The sequence below is a fragment of the Amycolatopsis sp. CA-230715 genome, from assembly GCF_018736145.1.
Classification (GTDB): Bacteria; Actinomycetota; Actinomycetes; order Mycobacteriales; family Pseudonocardiaceae; genus Amycolatopsis.
The window spans coordinates 9,343,773-9,364,456 of the sequence record NZ_CP059997.1; the positions used below are offsets into that span (position 1 = coordinate 9,343,773).

At 69.9% G+C, this 20,684-nt stretch carries 1 pseudogene; it reads right to left on the minus strand.

The annotated features are described in order from the left end of the window. A pseudogene (locus HUW46_RS43470) lies at positions 1 to 20,679 on the minus strand (amino acid adenylation domain-containing protein); the annotation flags it as partial. Between the last annotated feature and the right edge of the window lie 5 nt (positions 20,680 to 20,684).

Genomic DNA, 20,684 nt, shown 5'->3' on the forward strand with positions numbered 1-20,684 from the left:
TCAGTCTCCTGCCGCACGTTCCGGTCGCGGCCCAGCCGGCGAGTAGCTGTCCCAGAACAGGCCGACGCCGGGGCTACCCGCGCTGGTCCCCCGGATGACGACCTTCCGGTCCAGCGCGGGTTCCGGCAGCGCCATCCGGGTTCCTTGCACACCGGCCGGTGCCGGGGCGATCAGCAGGTGCGCGTTCGTACCGCCGTCGGCGAAGCAGTTGAGCGCGGCGACCTCAGCCGAGCTCGGCCATGGATGTACTCCCCGCGGGAAGTACATCGACGACGCGTCCAGGTCGAAGTGGTCCAGCGGCTGCTGCCCCGACCGGAACGGCACCTGCTCGCGGTGGTGCAGCATCAGCACCACCTTGATGAAGGCTGCGATCCCTTCGGCGGCAAGCGGATGGCCGATGTTCGGCTTCACCGAACCGAGTGCCACCCGCCCGGCACGGCCAGTGCCGTACACCGCTTCGACCGCCTTGAGTTCGAGCAGGTCGGTGACGGTGGATCCGGAGCCGTTGGCCTCCACCCAGCCGACATCCTCCGGTCGCTGGCCAGCGCGCTGCAACGCCTCCCGCATAACCTCGGTCTGCGCATGGAGGTTCGGTGTGGAAGGCCCCGCGGTCCGCCCGTCGTTGTTGATGGCAATGCCCTTGAGCACGGCCAGCACCCGGTCCCCGTCGGCCTGGGCGCGATCCAGCGACTTGAGCACGACGACGCCGGCACCCTCACCGAGAACCAGGCCGGCCGCCCGCCGGTCGAACAGGTGGAACTCGGCGCCGGGGTTCAGCAATCCGCGCTGGCCGAACACCCGGTGCGCGCTGTCGTCGGAGAGCAGACTCACCCCGGCGACGACGGCCGACTCGATGTTCCCCGCGCGTAGCGCCTGCGCTGCCATGTCCATCGCCACCAGTGCCGATGAGCAGGCGGTGTCGGTGACCAGACTCGGGCCCCGGAAGTCGAAGAACTGCGAGAGGTTGGCGGAGAGGTAGTTCTGGCCGGTGACCACGACCGGGTTCCTGGCCCGCTCGAGCCGGTCGGCGTCCGGCATGTGGCCGCCCCTGCCCCCGACGTACACCCCGATGCGGCGGCCCTTGAGCTCCGCGGGCCGGTACCCGGCGTGGTGCACGGCCCTGTTCACCTCGTCCAACAGCAGAAGTGCCTGGGGATCCATGGCCGTGGCATCCGCCTCGGACAGCAGGAAGGACTCCGCGTCGAAGCGCAGCTCATCGGGCAGCAGTCCCGCGTGATAGCCGATCGGCCGGCCGAAGCGGTGCCCGGGGATGGGGCGCAACGCCGAGCCGCCCTGTCGGAGCAGTTCCCAGTACTCGGTGATGGACGCGGCGCGGGGGAACCTGCAGGACAGGCCGACCACTGCGATGTCTCCGCTGGTCGGTACCGGGGAGGCGACGACCGGCACCACCTTGGACGTGCGCACCGCCGGTGTGCCGGACGGGCCCGCGCCGAAGGCCGCGACCAGCTCCTGCGGGTGGTGCTCCCCCAAATACGTCCCGAATTCGTCGGCGCTGGGGTACTCCAGCAACGAAGACGGGTCGATCGACGCGTCGATCCGCTTCCCGAGGGTCTGCACGAGTTGGGAGACGAGGATCGAATCGATGCCGTAGTCGTGCAGCGGAACGTCCCCCGTGAGCTTGGCCCGGTCGAACCGGAGTTCCGCCGCGACCTGGTCGAGCAGCCACGAGGCCACCCCGTCGACGGCCTGCCGAAGCCCGTCAGGCGTCGCCTTCCGCGCTGCCTCCGGGTCCGGGCGCCGGTCCACGTCCGAACCAAGCCGGCGGTCGGTCAACCGCTCCGGGCGCCAATCGGCACCCGGCCGCACCACCGCCGGCATGACGACGCGCGCACCACTGGCGAGCGCTCGCTCCAGAAGGTCGAGTCCCTGCTCGTCCGACAAGGCGGCCAGCCCGGAGGTCTGGTAGGTCGCGCTTCGCGCCTCCCCCATGCCGGTGTCCTTCCAGCTCGGCCACTGCACGCTGACCAGCGGTAGGCCGTGCGGGCGCGTTTCAGCGACCGCGTCGAGGTAAGCGTTGGCCATGGCGTAGTCGCTCTGCCCGACCGCGAGCGCGGGAACGGCAGCGGCGACCGAGGAGTAGAGGACGAACAGACGTAACGGCTCGTCGCGGAAGCACTCGACGAGCGTGTCGAGGCCGGATATCTTCGGGCCGATCACGCGCTCGATCCTGGCCAGCGGCTTGCGAACGAAGGCAGGGTTCTCCGCGTCGGTGAAGCCCGCACTGTGGATCACTCCGCCGATCGGGCCGAACCGCGTCTTGACGTCCGCCACCGCCGCGGCGGTCGCCGCCCTGTCGTCCAGCGGCACGCTGAGCACCAGCAGTTCCACGCCCTGGTCCACCAGTTCCGTCAGGGGACGCAGCTTGCGGCCGAGCGCGGTGTCCCCAGCGACATGTGCGGCCCATTCGGCTCGCGGAGGCAGCACTTCGCGGCCGGTGAGGACCAGCTTGCGAACCCCGTGCCTGGCGACGAAATGCCGGGCGCTCAACAGGCCGATCCCACGGGTACCGCCGGTCACCCAGAGCACGTGGCCGTCCGGGAAGCGCAGCTCGTTCCGCGGTTCGGCGTCCAGTTCGCGTAGCTCCGCCCGATGCCGCGCACCGTCGTGGTACGAGATCTGGGCGGGCGATTCGGCGATCCGGAGTTCGCTTGCGATCCATTGGCAAACCTGCTCGTCCGTGGCAGCCCCCACCGCCACGTGGCGGGACCGGATGTGCTGGTACTCGCTCTGGAGCATCCGGTACAACCCAGCCCGCGCCGCGCCGCCGGATCCGGCCGCGCTACCCCGGCTGACGAGAAGCATGGTCAACTCGCGCCTGTCCCGGTCGGCTACCACCCGTTGTAACCAGCTCAACCAAGCGGTCAGCCCGGAGTGGCCGGCGGTCTGCCCTCGATTCGCGCATCCGGCCAGGTCCAGCACCGCGTCGAAGCGATCCCCGCTGGTGCTGGCCGTGAGCTGGTCGATGGTGAGTGTCTCCGTGCCCGGCAACGTGGTGGTGAGCCGAGCGGCCAGCTCTTCGGTTCCCGGCGCCGCCAGGATGGCGATCCGGCCGGGCAGCGGGGCGTTCCGCGACGGCTCGGCGGGCACCCATCGCCGAGTCAACAAGAGCCCCGAGGCGGGCACGGCGAGTTCGGCATCCGCCGCCGCCAGCCATATCCGTTCGCCGTCGAAGGGATAGCCGGGAAGTGACACCCGGCGGCACAGCGCTCCGCGGTGCAGCGCCGACCAGTCGACCTGCCTGCCGGAGGTCCACGCAGCGGCGTACGCCTCGGGGTCCGCCGGCAACGGTTCGACAACGTCAAGTGGCCTGCGCGGATCGACAACGCCGGTCCAGCTGTCGTTCGGTTCGCCACCGGCGACGAATTCGTCGAGACGCCCCACCAGTTCCGCCACGTCCACGAAGCGGATGGCGAGCCGATGTGCCATTGCCTCGCGACCGGATTGCAGTGTCCAGGCGAGATCGCGCGGGGCGCACCCAGTGTCCCGCAGCTGTCCGGCCAGCCTGCGCGCCTGCGCGACCAGCCGATCGGCATCCCGTGCCGACAGCACCGCCAGCTGCGGCCCCGCCGGAGCGGTCGGCGGCTCCGGTGCGCCAAGGTACTCCTGCAGAACGACATGTGCGTTCGTGCCGCCGGCGCCGAACGAGCTCACACCTGCCGCTCGCGGCTGCACCGTGCCATCCGCCAGCGTGCGACGCGGCCATGGCGCCACCTCACGCTGAACGTCGAACGGGGTCGATGCGAAGTCGATGTTCGGGTTGGTCTCTGCGGCGTGCAGCGAGGGGGCCAGTTCACCGTGGCGCATCTGCAGCAGCACCTTCGTGACCGCCGCGATACCGGCCGCCGACTCGGCATGCCCGATATTGGACTTCACCGACCCGATCGGCAGCCGCTCCGGCAGATCACCCTGGAACGCCCGCATCATGCCGGCGATCTCCACCGGATCGCCGAGCGCCGTACCGGTGCCGTGCGCCTCCACGTAGTTCAGGTCCGCCGGGCGCATGCCCGCGCGGTCGAGCGCGGCACGGACCAAATCACCCTGCGCTTTCGGGTTCGGCACCGTGAACCCGCGCCCCGTTCCGCCGTGATTCACCGCGGTGCCCTTGACCACCGCCAGGATGCGGTCCCCGTCGGCCACCGCGGCGTCGAGGCTCTTGAGCAGCACGGCGCCGGACCCCTCCGCCGGGACGTACCCGGTACCGCCTGCCCCGAAGCTGCGGCACCGGCCGTCGTCCGACAGGAAACCGCGCCACGCGAGCTGCAGGTACTTCGCGGGATGAGTGGTGATGTTGACGCCGCCGGCGACGGCGACCTCGCAGTCACCGTTGCGGATCGCCAGGCACGCCTGATGGATCGCAACCAACGCGGATGAGCACATCGTGTCGAGACCGACGCTGGGGCCGGTGAAGTCGAAGAAGTACGACACCCGGTTGGCCGCCGAGGCGAAGGACGAATGCGGCGGCAGCCCCTCACCGCGCAACGCTTCCCGCACCCCGTACAGCTGGTACTGGCCGTACATCATGCCCACGAACACACCCGTGCGCGTGCCGCGCAGCTGTTCGCGGGTGTAGCCGGCGTCCTCCATCAGATGCCATACCGTCTCCAGGAACACCCGCTCCTGGGGATCGGTGTGTTCGGCCTCGATCTGCGACATGCGGAAGAACAGCGGGTCGAAGCGATCGGCACCCCGGATGAAGCCGCCCCACCTGCCATAGGTCTTGCCGACGGCCGACCTGTCGGCGTCGTAGAAACGGCTGTTGTCCCATCGCTCCCGGGGAATTTCCACGACGCTGTCCCGACCGGCACGGAGGTTGCGCCAGAATTCGTCCACATCATCGGCGTCCGGGTAACGGCCGGCCACGCCGATGATCGCGATGTCGTCCTCGGCGACCGCCTGCCGCGGCGACGAAGCTGGCTCGGCGGCCACGGCCGCCACCTCGACGAACGCGCCGGGGTGTTCCTCGGTCAGGTGGTTCGCCAGGTCGCGGACCGTCATGTGCTCGAACAGCAAAGTCTTCGACAACGGACCGAGGCGTTCCTCGAGCCTCCGTGTCACGGCCAGCGTGATCAGCGAGTCCAGGCCGTAGTCGTCGAACGGCTCGGTGGCGATGATCTCCGTCTCGGGCAGTTTCAGTTCCTCGGCCATGATCCCGGTCAGCCACCGCTCTGCCGTGACCTGGGAGCCTGCGACCGCCTTCGGCCGAACCGGCTCCTCGTCGACAGCGGGCCTTTGGTTGACCGCGGACAGGATCCTGGCTGGGTCCCCGGGAGCGAGCAGCACCCTCGCCGCGGTGCCGGCCATCGCGCCCTCGAGTGCCTCCAGCGCGGAGCCGGTTCGCACCACTCGCATACCCGTTTCCCGAGTCATGCGCCGCTGACCGGCCGCGTCGACCCGCATCCCGCCATCGGCCCAAACCGGCCACGCCGCGGCCAGGGTGCGCCCGTGCCGCAAGCCCTGCCGTCGTTGCTCCTCCCGGCGCTCGGCGAAGTGGTCGAGGAAGGCGTTGGCGAAGGCGTAGTCGGTCTGGCCGACATTGCCGAACGCCGCCGCAGCCGACGAGAAGGCCACGAAGTAGTCCAGCGGGTCGTCCCGCGTCGCCTCGTCCAGCCACACCGTGCCATGGACCTTGGCCGCCAGCACCGCGTCCACGTCTGCCCGGTCCTTGCCGTGCAGCAAGCCGTCCCTCAGTACCCCGGCGAGGTGCAGAACGCCGCTGATGGAACCGTGCGAGCGGCGTACGTCGGTGACCAGCGCGCGCACCGCTGCGACGTCCGAGACGTCCGCCAACATCGTCCGCGCCCCGATGGCCTCGATCCGTGCCCGAGCCGCCGGATCCGGAGCGGTGCGGGAGACGAGCACGACCCGGCCCCCGCTCGTCCTCGTCACGTGCTCGGCGAGCAGCAGGCCGAGTCGACCGGAACCACCGGTGATCAGGTGCGCTCCCGAGCCGGTGAACGATGACGCGACGGAGGTCGGCAGGCTCAGTCGACGCCATGCCGCGCGGGTCCGTCCTGCATCGTCGATCCGAATGTCCGGCTCGCCCGCCGCGCGAAGCGTGGACACCACCGCTTCGGCGAGGGAACCGGTGCCCACGGCGAGCACACCGAAATCGATCGACGGGTGTTCCCGCCGCACGGACCGGCCGAACGCCGCCATCGCCGGGTGGGCCGGAGACCCATCGCGGTCACCGTGGACGTAGAGGTAGCGCACCGCGCCGCGACGATCCCGTTGCCATGCCTGAAGAAACGTCAGGGCCTGTTGGAAACCGTCCGTCACGGCAGCGTGCTCGTCGGCGAGGTGCACCACGTGGAACGGACCCGCGACAGCGCCGAGCTGGAGGGACGCGCCCGGCTCCATCCGCTGAACGGTGACGCCGACCGAGGCCAGCGCGTCGCACACCGCGCCCCCTCGCGCCCCCGCGTCGAGAACCAGCACAGTGCCCGCCAGCTCACGACGAACGGCCGGAGCCGGTTGCCGGATCGGTTCGAAGGCACTGACCGCGTCCTGTGCCGGTACTGCCCGCAGCGTGAACCGGTCGATCGAGGCGGCCACCACGCCCGCCTCGTCGAGCAGCAGCACGTCGAAACTGAGTGGTTCGGACGTGGAAGTCGCGTACGCGTGGAGCTTCTCCGGTAGCGCGCCGTAGATCTTGACGGATCCCACCGAGAACGGCATGTAGGGAATCCCGCTCGGCACGTCGTCCCCGCCGGGCGCGAGCCTGGCCGCCGTCTGCAACGCGGCATCGAACAGCGACGGATGGAAGACGTACGCACCAGCGTCCTCGGAGCGCGACGCCGGGAGCCGCAACCGGGCCAGCACCTCGCGCTCGCCGAGGGCGAGTTCCTCGATCACCTGGAAGCTCGGGCCGTAGTCGAAGCCCAGCCGCGAGAACATCGCGTAGCACTCCGCGCCCGACTGGACCTTCGCACAGCGCGACCGCACCCGTGCCAGGTCGACGGGATCCGGGCGTGGTCCGAAACCACTGGGTACCAGGGTGCCGCTGGCGTGTGTCGCGCCGCCCGGCGTGCGTACCTCGAACGACAGGCCCTCGAGCTCGACGGTCAGCCGGCGCTCGGACACGTCATCCGACACCCGCACCGGACTGGCCCACACCAGGTGCTCGACACCGCGAACCGGTCCGCCGGTCGCGAGTTCGCCTGCCAGCCGGGCCATCTCGAGGTACGCCACGCCTGCCAGCACCCGCTCGCCGCCGACGACGTGGTCACGCAGGAAGAACTCCTGCCCGGTCACCTTCTTGACGAAGGTGTGTCGGCCGGTGGCCGCGTCCAGCAGGGTTGGATGCAACGGGGCGGCCGGTACCGGCGCGAACCAGTGCCGGGTCCGGGCGAACGGGTAGCCGGGGAGGTGCACGCGGCGACGGCTCACGCCCTCGTGCAGCATCGGCCAGTCCACGTCGGCACCCGCCAGCCAGTCGGCCGCGAGAGCGGTGAGGTCACGCGTCGCCTCGGCGGCGCGCGTCGTGGCATCGCGTGCGGTGGTTCCCACGCGCACCGCCGACGGCCGATCGGCCAGGTGCTCGACGAGGTGACGTCGTAAGGCCGCGGTGCTGTCGACCACGACCGCGAGCCGATGGCTCATCGGTTCACGACCGACCTGCAACGTGTAGGCGAGATCGGCTGGCGCCACATCGTGGTTCTTCAAGTGGTCGACCAGCCGCCGTTCTACCTCCCGCAACGCTTCGGGCGTCCGTGCCGAGAGGGGGAAGAGGTGTTCCGCCCGGTCTTCGGCAGAGATTTCGGGCATGGCCGGTTCCTCCACGACGACGTGCGCGTTGGTCCCGCCGAAACCGAACGAACTGACCCCGGCGCGGCGCGGCAGATCGTGCCCTTCGGCGTCCCGCGGCCGTGGCCATGGCCGGGTGGTCGTGGCGAGCTCGAACGGACCGCCAGCCAGCTCCAGGTAAGGGTTCGGCAGCCGCACGTGGAGGCTGGCGGGAATGGTGCCTCGACGGATGGCGAGCGCGACCTTGAGCAGGCCGGCGACACCGGCGGCGGCTTCGAGATGACCGATGTTCGTCTTCACCGATCCGATGGCGCACCCCGGTGCTGCGGCTGTGCCGCCGTCGGCGCGCAGCTGTTGGAAGGCGGCGCTCAGCCCAGCGGTTTCGATCGGGTCGCCCAGCGCCGTGCCGGTGCCGTGTGCTTCGACATAACCGACGGTCTCCACCGGCACGTCAGCGGCGCGGTAGGCCTCGACCAGAAGTGCCGCCTGAGCGTCCGGGTTGGGCGCCGTCAACGAAGTGGTCCGGCCGCCGTGGTTGACCGCGGTCGCCTTGATCACCACATGCCGCGCGTCGCCGTCGTGCCGGGCCTCGCCGTCCGGTTTGAGCAATACGACGCCGGCGCCTTCGCCTCGGACGTAGCCGTCGGCGCGGCTGTCGAAGGTCTTGCAGCGGCCGTCCTGGCTGAGCATTTCGCCCTTGCCGAGCACCTCGTACACCGACGGCACGAGCATCACGTTGACCCCGCCGGCTATGGCCAGGTCACAGGTGCCGTCGCGCAAGGCGGCACAGGCTTGGTGCACCGCGACGAGCGAACTCGAACAGGCTGTGTCGATGACCATGCTGGGACCGCGCAGATCCAGTAGGTAGGAGACACGGTTGGCGATGATCGACGCCGCCGCACCGGTCGCGGTGTGTCCCTGCGCGGCGAGCCCCGCGGCCCGTTGCAGCTCCAGGTATTCGGTGTTGGCGACACCGATGAACACCCCGACGCGCCGGCCTGCCAGATCGGACGGACGGTAGCCGGCGTCATCGACGGCCGACCGGACGACTTCCAGCAGCACTCGCTGCTGCGGGTCCATCAGCTCGGCTTCCCGCGGGGAGATGCCGAAGAAAGCGGCGTCGAAGTCGTCCACACCGGACAGGAATCCACCCCACCGGGAATTCGGCAGTTCCCGCCAGTCCCACCGGTCCGCCGGGGTCTCCCCCACCAGGTCGTCCCCGGCGACCAGGTGCTCCCAAAACTCTTCGAGGTCGGCCGAGCCGGGCAAGCGTCCGGCCATGCCGATCACCGCGATGTCACCGCCGGGTCCCGGGCGGCCCGCCGTCGCGGCTGCGACGGCGGCTGTCGGCGCCGCGGCGCCGAATCGCGTCGCCAATTCGGCCGCGTGTTCGTTCCACAGGTGTTCAGCCAGCGAGGCCAGCGTGCCCTTGCGGTAGAACAGCGTCGGGTACACCTCTATCCCGTACGTCTCGCTCAGCTCGACGCTGAGCGTGGTGAAGTTCACCGAGTTCATGCCGACCTCGCCGAAGGGGTCGTCCGCACCGATCTCTTCTGGACGCACCCCGGTCAGGCGGCCGATCATCGCGGCCAACTCGCCCCGCAGAGCCTCGACGCGTCCGATCGACTTCTCGGCTCGCGGCGGCGACACCGCCCGCTCGACTCCGAACCGGCCCCGCAGTTCGGCCAGTGGCAGGGTGGCCAGCGCCGTCCGATCGACTTTCTCGTTGAGCGTGCGGGGAAAACCGGTGACCCGGACCAGGGCATCCGGCAGCATGTAGTCCGGCAGCCAGGTGGCGAGGCGCTCGCGGACTGGCTCGGGAGCGCCGTCATCGAGCGTGTAACAGGCAAGCAGTGACACACCCGCGGCCCGTGCCACCACCACCGCGTCGCGAACGCCGTCCAGTCGCCGCAAGGTCGATTCGATCTCGGCCAGTTCTACCCGGAAGCCGCGGATCTTGACCTGCGAGTCGATTCGACCCAGGTACTCGACGCGCCGGTCGGCCAACCGGCGCACCAGGTCACCGGTGCGGTACATGCGGCCGTCCGGCTCGGTCACGAACGGGTTCGGAAGGAACCGTTCGGCAGTCAGGTCAGGATGGTTGTGGTAGCCGTCGGCCACGCCGTGTCCACCGATGTACAGCTCGCCCGCCACGCCGGTCGGCACCGGCCGCCGGGCGCTGTCGAGTACGTACAGGGCGGTGTTAGCGATCGGGGTACCGATGGTCACCCGGTCCCCCGGTCGGAGCCGGCTCGCCGACGACCAGACCGTGGTTTCCGTGGGGCCGTAGAGGTTCCACACTTCACGGTTGGCCGCGAGCAACTCCTCCGCGGTCTCCGAGGGCAGCGCCTCACCGCCGCAGAGCACTCGCAGCCCCGCATCCCCGCGCCAACCGGCCGACAGCAACATGCTCCACGTCGCTGGGGTGGCCTGGATGAGCGTAGCCGCGCTGCGTTCGACGGCATCCCGCAGTCGCAGTCCGTCCCGTGCGACCTCGGCCGGCAGCACCTCCACGGTCCCACCGGTGATCAACGGGAGGTAGAGCTCGAGCGCGGAGATGTCGAAACAGATCGTGGTCAACGCCAGCAGGGTGTCCGCGGGTCCGAAGCCGGGTTCGCGCGCCATCGACCAGAGGAAGTTGGTCAGCGCCCGGTGCGGGACCCGAACTCCCTTCGGGCGCCCCGTGGAGCCGGACGTGTAGATGATGTAGGCGGGGTCCGACGGCCGTGCCGGGCCCGGCGATGAGGTTGCTGGCAGATGGCCGTCGCCGTCGACCAGCAGCCGCGGCACCTGGTCCCCGAGCGCTCCGCCGCTGGAGGAGCGCGTGAGCACCAGATGCAGGCCCGCGTCTTCCGCAATGTACTCGAGCCGCTGTCGCGGATACGCCGGGTCGAGTGGCACGTACGTGCCACCGGAGGCCTGCACGGCGAGCAGCGCGATCGGCAGATCGGCGTCGCGGGGCAGCAGGACCCCGACATTCCGGCCCCTGCCGATCCCCGCAGCGGTCAGCCTGGCCGCGAGCGCGTCGACCCGCTCGGTCAGTTCGCGGTAGACCACCTCGGTGCCGCCACAGCGGACCGCCACCGCGTCCGGACGAGCGGTGGTCTGTCGCCGCACGAGATCCCACACCAGTGCGTCCGCCGGGTACTCGACAGCGGCCGGCGGCGCGAGGTCGGCGCTTTCGGCGGCGGTCAGCAGGTCCAGGTCGGCGACCGCGGTCGCCGATCGGCCGACCGCGGATGCCAGCAGTGTGGCGAAATGCTCCCCGAAACGTTCCACGGTGCCGGAGTCGAACAGGTCCGGGTTGTACTTGAGCGTGTACCGGACCCCCTCGGGGTGGTCGACCAGGTCGAGGGTCAGATCGAACTCGCCCTCTTGGTGTACGCCATCGACCCTGCCCCGAACCACGCCGTCTTCGCGGAGTTCCCGCGTCCAATTGTGGAAGTAGAAGGCGACGTCGAAAAGCCGACTGCCGGTTCCGGGTGCTTGCCGGTTCAGCTCCTCGGTGAGCGTGATCAACGGGTAGGAACCGTGCTGGAGTGCCCCGAGAACGGTCCGGTGCACACGGCGGGCCAGGCCACGAAAATCCTCATGCCGGTCGACCCGCTCGTGGACGACGACCATGTTCATGAAGTAGCCGACCACGTCGTCGTAGCCATGGGGCGGACGGCTGGCCGTCGGTGTACCGACCGCGATCTCGGCCTGTTCGCTGTACCGGTACAACAGTGCGAAATAGGCCGCCAGCATGACACTGGACAACGAAACCCGCTCCGTCGCTGCGAACGCGCGCGCTTGCTCCGTCACGGCGCCCGTGAGGTGGCCCTGGATCGTCGCGCCGCGGAAGCTCGGCATCGGTGGCCGCGGACGGTCCACCGGCAGCGGCACGGCGGTCTGCCTGCCGCGCAGCCGCTCGACCCAGTAGTCGCGCAGACGGTGCCCTTCGTCCCCGGCGAGCAGTGCGCGCTGCCGGACGGCGAACTCACCGTACGTGGCGGAGGGACGGTCGGCTGGCAACGGTCGGCCGTCCTGGAGGGCACGGTAGCCCCGTTCCAGGTCAGCCAGGAACAGCGGAATGGACACCCCGTCGAGTACCAGGTGATGGACGGTGAACAGCAGTGCCTGCCGCCCGTCGTCGAGCGTGAAGACAGCCGCACGCACCAGCGGACCGTCCGCCAGGTCGAACGGCTGGCGCGCATCGGCGTTGACCCGGTCCTTGAGCTCGGCGTCCACCGTCGTCGGGAGGAAGACCTGCTGGAATGGCAGTGGCCGGTGGGCGGCGACCGTCATGCACGGCTCGTCCCGATTCGTGTCGATCGCGACCGTGGCGCGTAGTTGCTCATGCCGGTCCACCACGTGCTGCAAGGCGCGGCGCAAACGACTGATGTCGACGTCCGGCGCCAGCCAGAAGGCGAGCGGCAGGTTGTAAGCGCTGTTGCCCGGCGCGAGCTGTTCGATCACCCACAGCGCCCGCTGCCCTTCCGACATCGGATGTTTCGCCGGTTCGGGGGCCGTGTAAGGCCGTGGTACCACCTCGACGGCGGGAACCACGGCGTCGGCCAGCCAATGCGAAGCCAGGTATGCCGACAACTCTCGTAGTGTCGGCCGCTCGAAGAACTCGTCGAGCGGCACCGCGACACCGAACGCCTCATCGACCGCAGCAACGATCTTCATGCCGCTGAGCGAGTCGAACCCGTAGTCCGCCAAGCGCCGGTCCTGGTCGATCGGCTCGTCCAGTTTGAGAACCCGTTCCACCAGTTCCCGCAGACGGCCGCCGAGAGCGTCCGCCGAGCCAGTCGGCACTTCGACCGTCGTCGACGGGACGGCCGCCGGCACCACGTCCGGCGCGACAGTGTGGTTTTCCGCGACCAGTACGTGCTGTCCCAGCTCCGCCGCGTCCGCCCCGAGTGCCCTGACCCGCGTGTACCCTTCCCCGCCGAGCAGCCGGGTCCAGGTCGACAACGCGGCCAGTGGAGCGGCCGGTATCCGCAGCTCATCGTCCTCAAACGCCCACCAGCCCTCCATCACGCCACCGCCGAGGGTGAGATGCGGGCGGACAGCGGTCAGCTCGTTCAGCACCAGCCATCCACCGGGCTTGAGCAAAGTCGTCACCTTGCGCACCGCCGCGCTCAGGTCCCGGGTGGCGTGCACCACGTTGGTGGCCAGTACCAGGTCGAACGAGCCAGCGGCGTACCCCTGCTCGACCGGGTCGCGCTCCAGGTTGAGCAACTGGAACCGGGTGAACGGGTAGTCGTCGGCGAACCGCTCGCGACCGTACTCGAGAAACCGCGGTGAAATGTCGGTGAACGTGTAGGCAGAGCCGGGCTGCCCGGCCAGTACGGGCAGCACCTTCTCGCTGGTGGCACCGGTGCCCGCGCCGATTTCCAGCACGTGGACCGCCCGGCCGGCGGCCGGACCGTGGTCCCGGTAACGGCGAACGGTGTCCGCCACAAGGTCGTTGAAGAAGTCACTGAGCGGGTTTCCCCGGTAAAGGTTCCGCACCAACTCCATCGAGGAGTCCGGGAACATGATCTCGGTCCCTACCACCTCGCCACGCAGGATCCGAGGGTAGTCGCGGAGGAACTCCCGGTTGAGTGCGGCCGTGGGCTCGACGTCCGGGTATGCGGCCGCGACACGATCGAACTCGTCCTGCCACCCGGTCGTCATGTCGGTCACAGCGTCCGTCGTGGTGAGCTGGTCGCCGTCACGGGTCACCAGGCCGGCCCCCGCGAAGAGCCCGAGCACCGCCTCGTGCAGCCGGCGGAACTTGTCACGGATCCGGAGGTTGTCGCGCAGCTCCTCGCTGTGGTGCCGCTCGCCGGGACGCCGGAACACACCCATCCGTTGGTAGACCCCGAACAGTCCGGAGACCGAGGCGGCATCGAGTTCCGCGAGGCCGGCGAGCACCCGTGCGACCGCCGGATCCACGTCGGCCGTCGACATGGATCCCGCCTCCGGAACCGGCGGGATCCACGATCGCCGTCGGGCGAACGGATAGGTGGGCAGCTCGATGCGCCTCGCGGACGGCGGCGTGATCGACGACCAGTCGACGTTCGCGCCGGTCACCCACTGCTCAGCGACCTCCGCGAGGTCACGGCTGGGCATCGCGACGCCCTCGGCGGGCCGCACCGCGCGCCCGGTCGCGATCCGGTCGTCGGTGCCGCCCACCGCATACTTTTCCAGTAGCGCGATGGTGTCCGGAACCGAGTCCACCAGCAAAGCGAGGCGGAACTCGTACGCGGTGCGCCCGATCTGCGAAGTGTGGGCGAGGTCCACGAGGCGCGGGAGTTCCGTCGCCGGAGGCTGGATGTCCGCCACCGCCTTGGCCACGGCGCCGATGGTGCCCGCCGAGGTGGCTGCCAGCGGCAGCTTGGCGTTCAGCTCCGCCTCCAGCATCGCGAAGTAGCGAACCCGTTCCGCGATGTCGAATCCGCAGTCGACCAGGTCGGTGTCGGCGTCGAGCGACGCGGGCGGCACGTCGGCGAGCTCGGCGGCGAGTCGCAGACAACGGTGCTCCGCGTCTTCACCGGCTCCGGTTCCTCGGCGCAGGAAGGCCACCAGGTCGGCCGCGTACGCACGCAAGCGGTCCTCGCTCTTGGCAGAGAGCACCACCAGGCGCCGCGCGTCCGGGTCGTCCGGCTCCGGCGGCGGAACCGGCGTGTATTCCTCCATGACGACACAGGCGTTGGCACCACCTGCTCCGAAAGAGCTGACCATGGCGCGCCTCGGCTGTTCCGAACGAATCCACGGCCGCGCCGTCTGCGGGATCTCGAACATCGTGGTGGTGAAGTCGATCTCCGGATTGGTGCGCGCGGAGTGCAGCGACGGTGCCACGATTTCCTGCCGGAACTGCAACAGGACCTTCGTCAGGCCGGCGATACCGGCCGCCGCCTCGAGGTGGCCGATATTGGACTTCACCGAACCGAGGGCCACGAGGTGCCGGCGCCCACCCGGCTCGATCGGGCCGCCGAAGGCGTCGACGAGCCCGGCGATCTCGATCGGGTCGCCGAGCAGCGTCCCGGTACCGTGCGCCTCCACGTAGCTGACGGTTTCGACGCCGATCCCCGCCCGGTCGATCGCCGCGCGGATCACCTGGCTCTGGGCGGCCGAGCTGGGAACGGTGTAGCCACCCGCGTTCCCAACGGCGTTGATCGCGGAACCGCGGAGCACGGCGAGCACGCGATCCCCGTCTGCGATGGCCGCCGACAACGGCTTGAGCAACACGGCACCGACGCCTTCGCCGTCGACGAAGCCGTCCGCGCCCGCGCCGAACGCCTTGACCCGGTCGTCGCGCGCGAGCATGCCGGCCCGCGCGAGGCTCCGGAGGTGCTTGGGATGCAGGATCAGGTTGACGCCACCGGCGATCGCCGCCACGCATTCACCGGCCCGGATGCTCTGGCACGCCAGGTGGACCGCGGTCAGCGAAGACGAGCACGCGCTGTCCACCGCGAGGCTGGGACCGGTGAAGTCGAAGAAGTGCGACACCCGGTTAGCGACCGACCAGTGGTACGAATGAGCGTCGGTCGGCACGCCGAGCGCGTTCGCCTCGCCTGCCATCCACTCGTAGTCGCTGCCCATCACTCCGGCGAACACACCGACCGGCCCCTTGGCGGCGAGCACTGCCGCGGGGTAACCGGCGTCTTCGACGGTCGCCGCGGCGGTCTGGAGGAACAGCCGTTCCTGCGGGTCCATCGTCTCGGCGTCCGCCGGCGAGATGTGGAAGAACAGCGGGTCGAACATGTCGACCCCGTCGATGAATCCGGCCCATTTGCTGTAGGCGCCGCCTGGCGTCTTTGGGTCGTGGTGGGCAGCGGCGTCCCAGCGGTCCGCGGGTACCTCGGTGACGCAGTGCCGACCCGCCACCAGGTTGTCCCAGAACTCGCCTACCGTAGGAGCCATCGGGTAGCGGCCGGCGACACCGATGATCGCGATGGGCCCGTCGCCCGCGACGGGCCCGGAGGGCACGACCGGGACCTCGGCGGCCTGTGCACCACCGACGAGCTGGTCGGTCAGGAACGCGGTCAGGGCCTGGGGCGTGCGGTGCTGGAACACCATGGTCGCCGGTAAGCGCAGCTTGGTCTGCGCGTTGAGGACGTTCCGCAGTTCCAAAGCGGCCAACGAGGTGAAACCCAGACGGTGGAACTCGGCTGCCGGGTCGATGTCGACGGTCGAGTCGTGCTTGAGGACCGTGGCCACCGCCCTGAGCACCACCTCGCCGACGAGTGCGGGAGTCCACCGCGGGGCGTCGGACGGAACGCGCAGCGGGTCCGTCGGGGTGGCGGACGGCGCACGGCGCACCGGGAGCAGCTCACGGAACAGCGGTGCTCGCGTAGCCGGCGGGTCGAGGCGCGCGGGCAGCAGATGCGCGTGTTCCGCGCCGAGAGAGGCGTCGAACAACGCCAGCGCCGCGTCGCTGTCCATGGGCCGCACACCGGCATCTCCGAGCCGTGCCAGGTCGGCATCGCCGAGCCGCTCGGTGAGGCCGCTCCGCTCCGCCCAGAGCCCCCAGCCAAGCGATACCGCCGGCAAACCGACGTTACGGCGGTGATGGGCCAACCCGTCGAGGAACGCGTTCGCGGCGGCGTAGTTGCCTTGCGCCGCCGTCCCGAGCGTGGCGGCGACCGACGAGAACATCACGAACGCCGACAGGTCGAGATCGCGGGTCAGCTCGTGCAGGTGCCAGGCGCCTCCTGCCTTGGCCGCCAGAACGGTCCGCAACCGGTCCGGCGTCAGCGAACCGAGCACGCCGTCATCGAGTACCCCGGCGGCGTGCACGACGGCGCGCAGCGGCCGGTCTCCGGGAATCGCCGCGAGCGTCGCGGCGAGGGCGTCACGGTCGCTGACATCGCAAACCACAGAAGACGCCGAAGCACCCGCCGCCGTCAGCTCCTCGGCGAGCGCTACCGATCCGGTGCGGCTCACCAGCACCAGGTCGCGAACGCCGTGCCGAGCGACGAGATGTCGCGCGACCAGGCCGCCCAGAGTGCCCGACGCACCGGTGACCAGTACCGTGCCGTCAGTCAGCAATGGCGGTTCCGTCGCCAGGACCCCGGCATGCACGAGTCTCGGCACCTCGAGTTCGGCCCCGCGCACCGACACCTGGGGTTCCCCGCACGACAACACGGCAGGCAACGCGTGCGGCAGACCGTCCAGGTCGTCGGTGTCGACGAGCACGATCCTGCCCGGGTTTTCGGTCTGGGCGCAGCGCACCAGGCCCCACACCGCTGTCGTGACCGGATCGGCCGCGCCACCGGTGGTCGCCACCACCACGCGCGACTCGTCAGTCTCCGCGTCACGGAGCCACGACTGGAGGCTGCCGAGGACATCAGCGGTCACCGCCTCCGCCTTGCCCGGCATCTCGCCATCGGTGGCCGCACCGTGCAGCACCCTGACGTCGGCGGCATCAACGGTTCCTTGGGGGCGAACGGTGACCCAGGTGAGCTTGAACAGCGAGCCGTCGTGCGACGGGGCACCGATCGGGCGCAGCGCAAGCGAGTCGACCGACAGAACCCCCCGTCCGATGCCGTCGGCGGCGTACAGGGCGACCGAACCGTCCGCCCGCGGCGTGATCCGCACCCTCAGGCTCGTCGGCTCCCCCGCCGCGATCGGGTCCAGCCAGCGGGCACCGCTGAACGAGAACGGAAGCATGGGTGTGGTCATGTCCAGCGCGTGCAGTGCGGCGTCCAGTAACGCGGCGCGGATCGGCACGACCAAAGACACCTCAGCGAACAGATCGGTGCCGTCCCGCCACAGTCGCCGCAAGCCCCGGAAACCCGGCCCGTACCGAAGACCTCGGGCCGCGCGGTCCTCGTACCAGCCGGAAAGGTCCACCGGCTCACCGGCGGGCGGCCACTCCCCGAGTCCCGCCGGGTCCGCGTGCCCACGCCCGTCGACGACGGTGCCGGTCGCGTGCAACTGCCAGTCCGAACCCAGGACCCGGCTGTGCAGCCGCAGCGGTCGGTAGCCTCCGCCGTCGACCGGGCCGACGAGCAATTGGATCTCGACCTCGCCGTGCTCCGGAATGACCAGGGGGGTGTGCATCGTCAGCTCGTCCACTTCGGACCCCGCCCGCAGCGCCATCTCCAGGAGCGCGGTCCCCGGCACCACTGCCTGTCCGCCTACCCGGTGCTCACCCAGCCACCCGTGGGTACCCAGCGACAGCAGACCGGTCAGCACCTTCTGATCACCGTCCGCCAGCTCGACGGGTGCGTTCAACAGCGGTCTCGGCTCTTGCAACCAGTACGGCTTGCGCTCGAAGGAGTACGTCGGCAGCTCCACTACGCGACCGCCGCCGAGCACCGGTCGCAGATCGACCGGGACTCCGTTGGCGTGTAACCCGGCCGCGGACAGCTGAATGCGGCGGAGCGGGTCGTCTTCGCGGCGCAACGTCTCCTGCACCACAGCGGCCGGCACGGTGTCGTTGATCGCCATGGTCAGCAGCGGATGCGGGCTGACCTCAACGAAAACCCCGTAGCCGTCGGTGGCCGCGGCGCGCACCGCCGGTTCGAATCGAACCGGTTCGCGGAGGTTTCGGTACCAGTAGCCGGAGTCCAGCTGCCCGGTGTCGATCCGGCTCCCGGTGACCGTCGAGTAGAACGGCACCCGCGCCGGCCGCATCTCGACCTCGGCGAGGATCTCCGCCAACTCACCGGCCAGGGCATCGACGTGGGACGAGTGCGCGGAGAAGTCGACCCCGGGTACGTTCCAGCGCATCACGCCCGCCTTGGCCAGGACGAGACCCAGTTCCGCGAGCGCGTCCGGGTCCCCGGAAACCACCACGGTGTTCGGGCCGTTGACCGCGGCGATCGACAGCCGGCCGACGAACGGCTCCACCTGTTCGCGGACCCACGACTCCGACGCGACGATCGACAGCATCCCGCCGCGGCCGGCCAGTGCGAGCAGGGCCCGGCTGCGCAAGGCGGAGATCCGCGCGCCGTCAGCGAGCGACAACGCTCCCGCCACGCACGCGGCTGCGATCTCGCCCTGCGAGTGCCCGACGACGGCGGACGGCTCCAGTCCGAACGACCGCCATACTTCGGCCAGGGAAACCATCACCGCCCACAGCGCCGGCTGGACGACATCGACCCGGGACAACGCCTCGTCGTCCTCGATCACTTCCCGGAGCGACCAGTCGACATGGGCGCTCAACAGCCGCTCGCACTCGTCCAGCCGCGCCGCGAACACTGGGAACTTCTCGCTCAGGCCATGGATCATCCCGGCCCACTGCGATCCTTGACCGGGAAACACCCACACCGCACCGGATTCCGGCGTGACGGTGCCCTCGACCAGACCGGGTAACGACTCCCCGGCAGCCAAGGCGGTCAGTCCCGCCAAAAGCTCGTCGCGATCGGTTGCCACGACCGCCGCGCGGTGCTCCAACGCCGACCGCGTCGTCACGCTCGAAGAACCGATGTCGACCACCCCCAAGGCAGGGTCGGCCGCCACCCATTCCCGCAACCGAGCCGCCTGAGCCCGCAACCCCTTTTCAGACCGCGCCGAGACCAGCACCGGCACCGGACCGCCCGTCACCGAGACCGCGCCGTCGACCTCGGCCGGTGGCGCCTGCTCCACAACCACGTGCGCATTGGTGCCGCTGATGCCGAACGACGACACAGCGGCCCGACGCGGCCGCCCCGACTCGGGCCACAACCGCTGTTCGGTCAACAACCGCACCGCACCGGAAGACCAGTCCACGTGCCGCGACGGCACATCGGCGTGCAAGGTCGCCGGAAGGACACCGGCACGAATCGCCATCACCATCTTGATCACACCACCGACACCGGCGGCGGCCTGCGCGTGACCGATGTTCGATTTCAGCGAACCCAGCCACAGCGGTTCTCCCCGCCCCTGGCCGTATGTCGCCAGCAACGCCTGCGCCTCGATCGGGTCACCCAACGCGGTCCCGGTTCCGTGCGCCTCCACCGCGTCCACCTCGGCGGCCGACAAGCCCGCTGAAGCCAGCGCGTCCAGGATCACCCGCTGCTGCGACGGGCCATTCGGCGCCGTCAGGCCGCTGGACATGCCGTCCTGGTTCACCGCCGAACCCCGCACCACGGCCAACACCCGATGTCCGTTGCGCCGCGCGTCCGACAACCGCTCCACCACCAGCATCCCCACGCCCTCGGCCCAGCCGGCACCGTCCGCCGCATCCGAGAACGCCTTGCACCGCCCGTCCGGCGAAACCCCCCGCTGCCGCGAGAACTCCACGAAGGTCCGTGGTGTGGACATCACGGTCACACCACCGGCCAACGCCAACGAACACTCCCCCGCCCGCAACGCCTGCGCCGCCAAGTGCAACGCCACCAACGACGACGAACACGCCGTGTCCACACTCACCGCCGGACCCTCGAACCCGAACGTGTAAGCCACCCGACCCGATGCCACGCTCGGAAGGCTGCCCGTCATGAGCTGTCCCTCGTACCCACCGACGTCCGCGACCAGCCGTGTCCCGTAGTCGCTGTACATCACGCCGGCGAAGACACCGGTCCGGCTGCCGCGCAGTGATGACGGGGCGATACTCGCCCGCTCCAGCGCCTCCCACGACGTCTGCAGCAAGAGCCGCTGCTGCGGATCGGTCGCCAGCGCTTCGCGCGGTGACATGGCGAAGAAATCCGCGTCGAACTCAGCCGCGTCGTGCAGGAACCCGCCGTGCTTCGTGCAGCTGGTACCGGTTTGCTCCGGGTCTGGGTCGTACAACGCGTCGACGTCCCAGCCCCGGTCACTCGGGAACTCCGAAACGGCGTCCACCCCGTCGCGTACCAGCTGCCAGAGATCCTCGGGTGAGGCCACGCCCCCCGGAAACCGGCATGCCATGCCCACGATCGCAATCGGTTCCGGAGCGGACGACTCCAGCGCGGCCAACCTGCCCCGCGCCTGACGTAGTTCGGCGGTGACCCGCTTGAGGTAGTCGAGCAGCTTCTTGT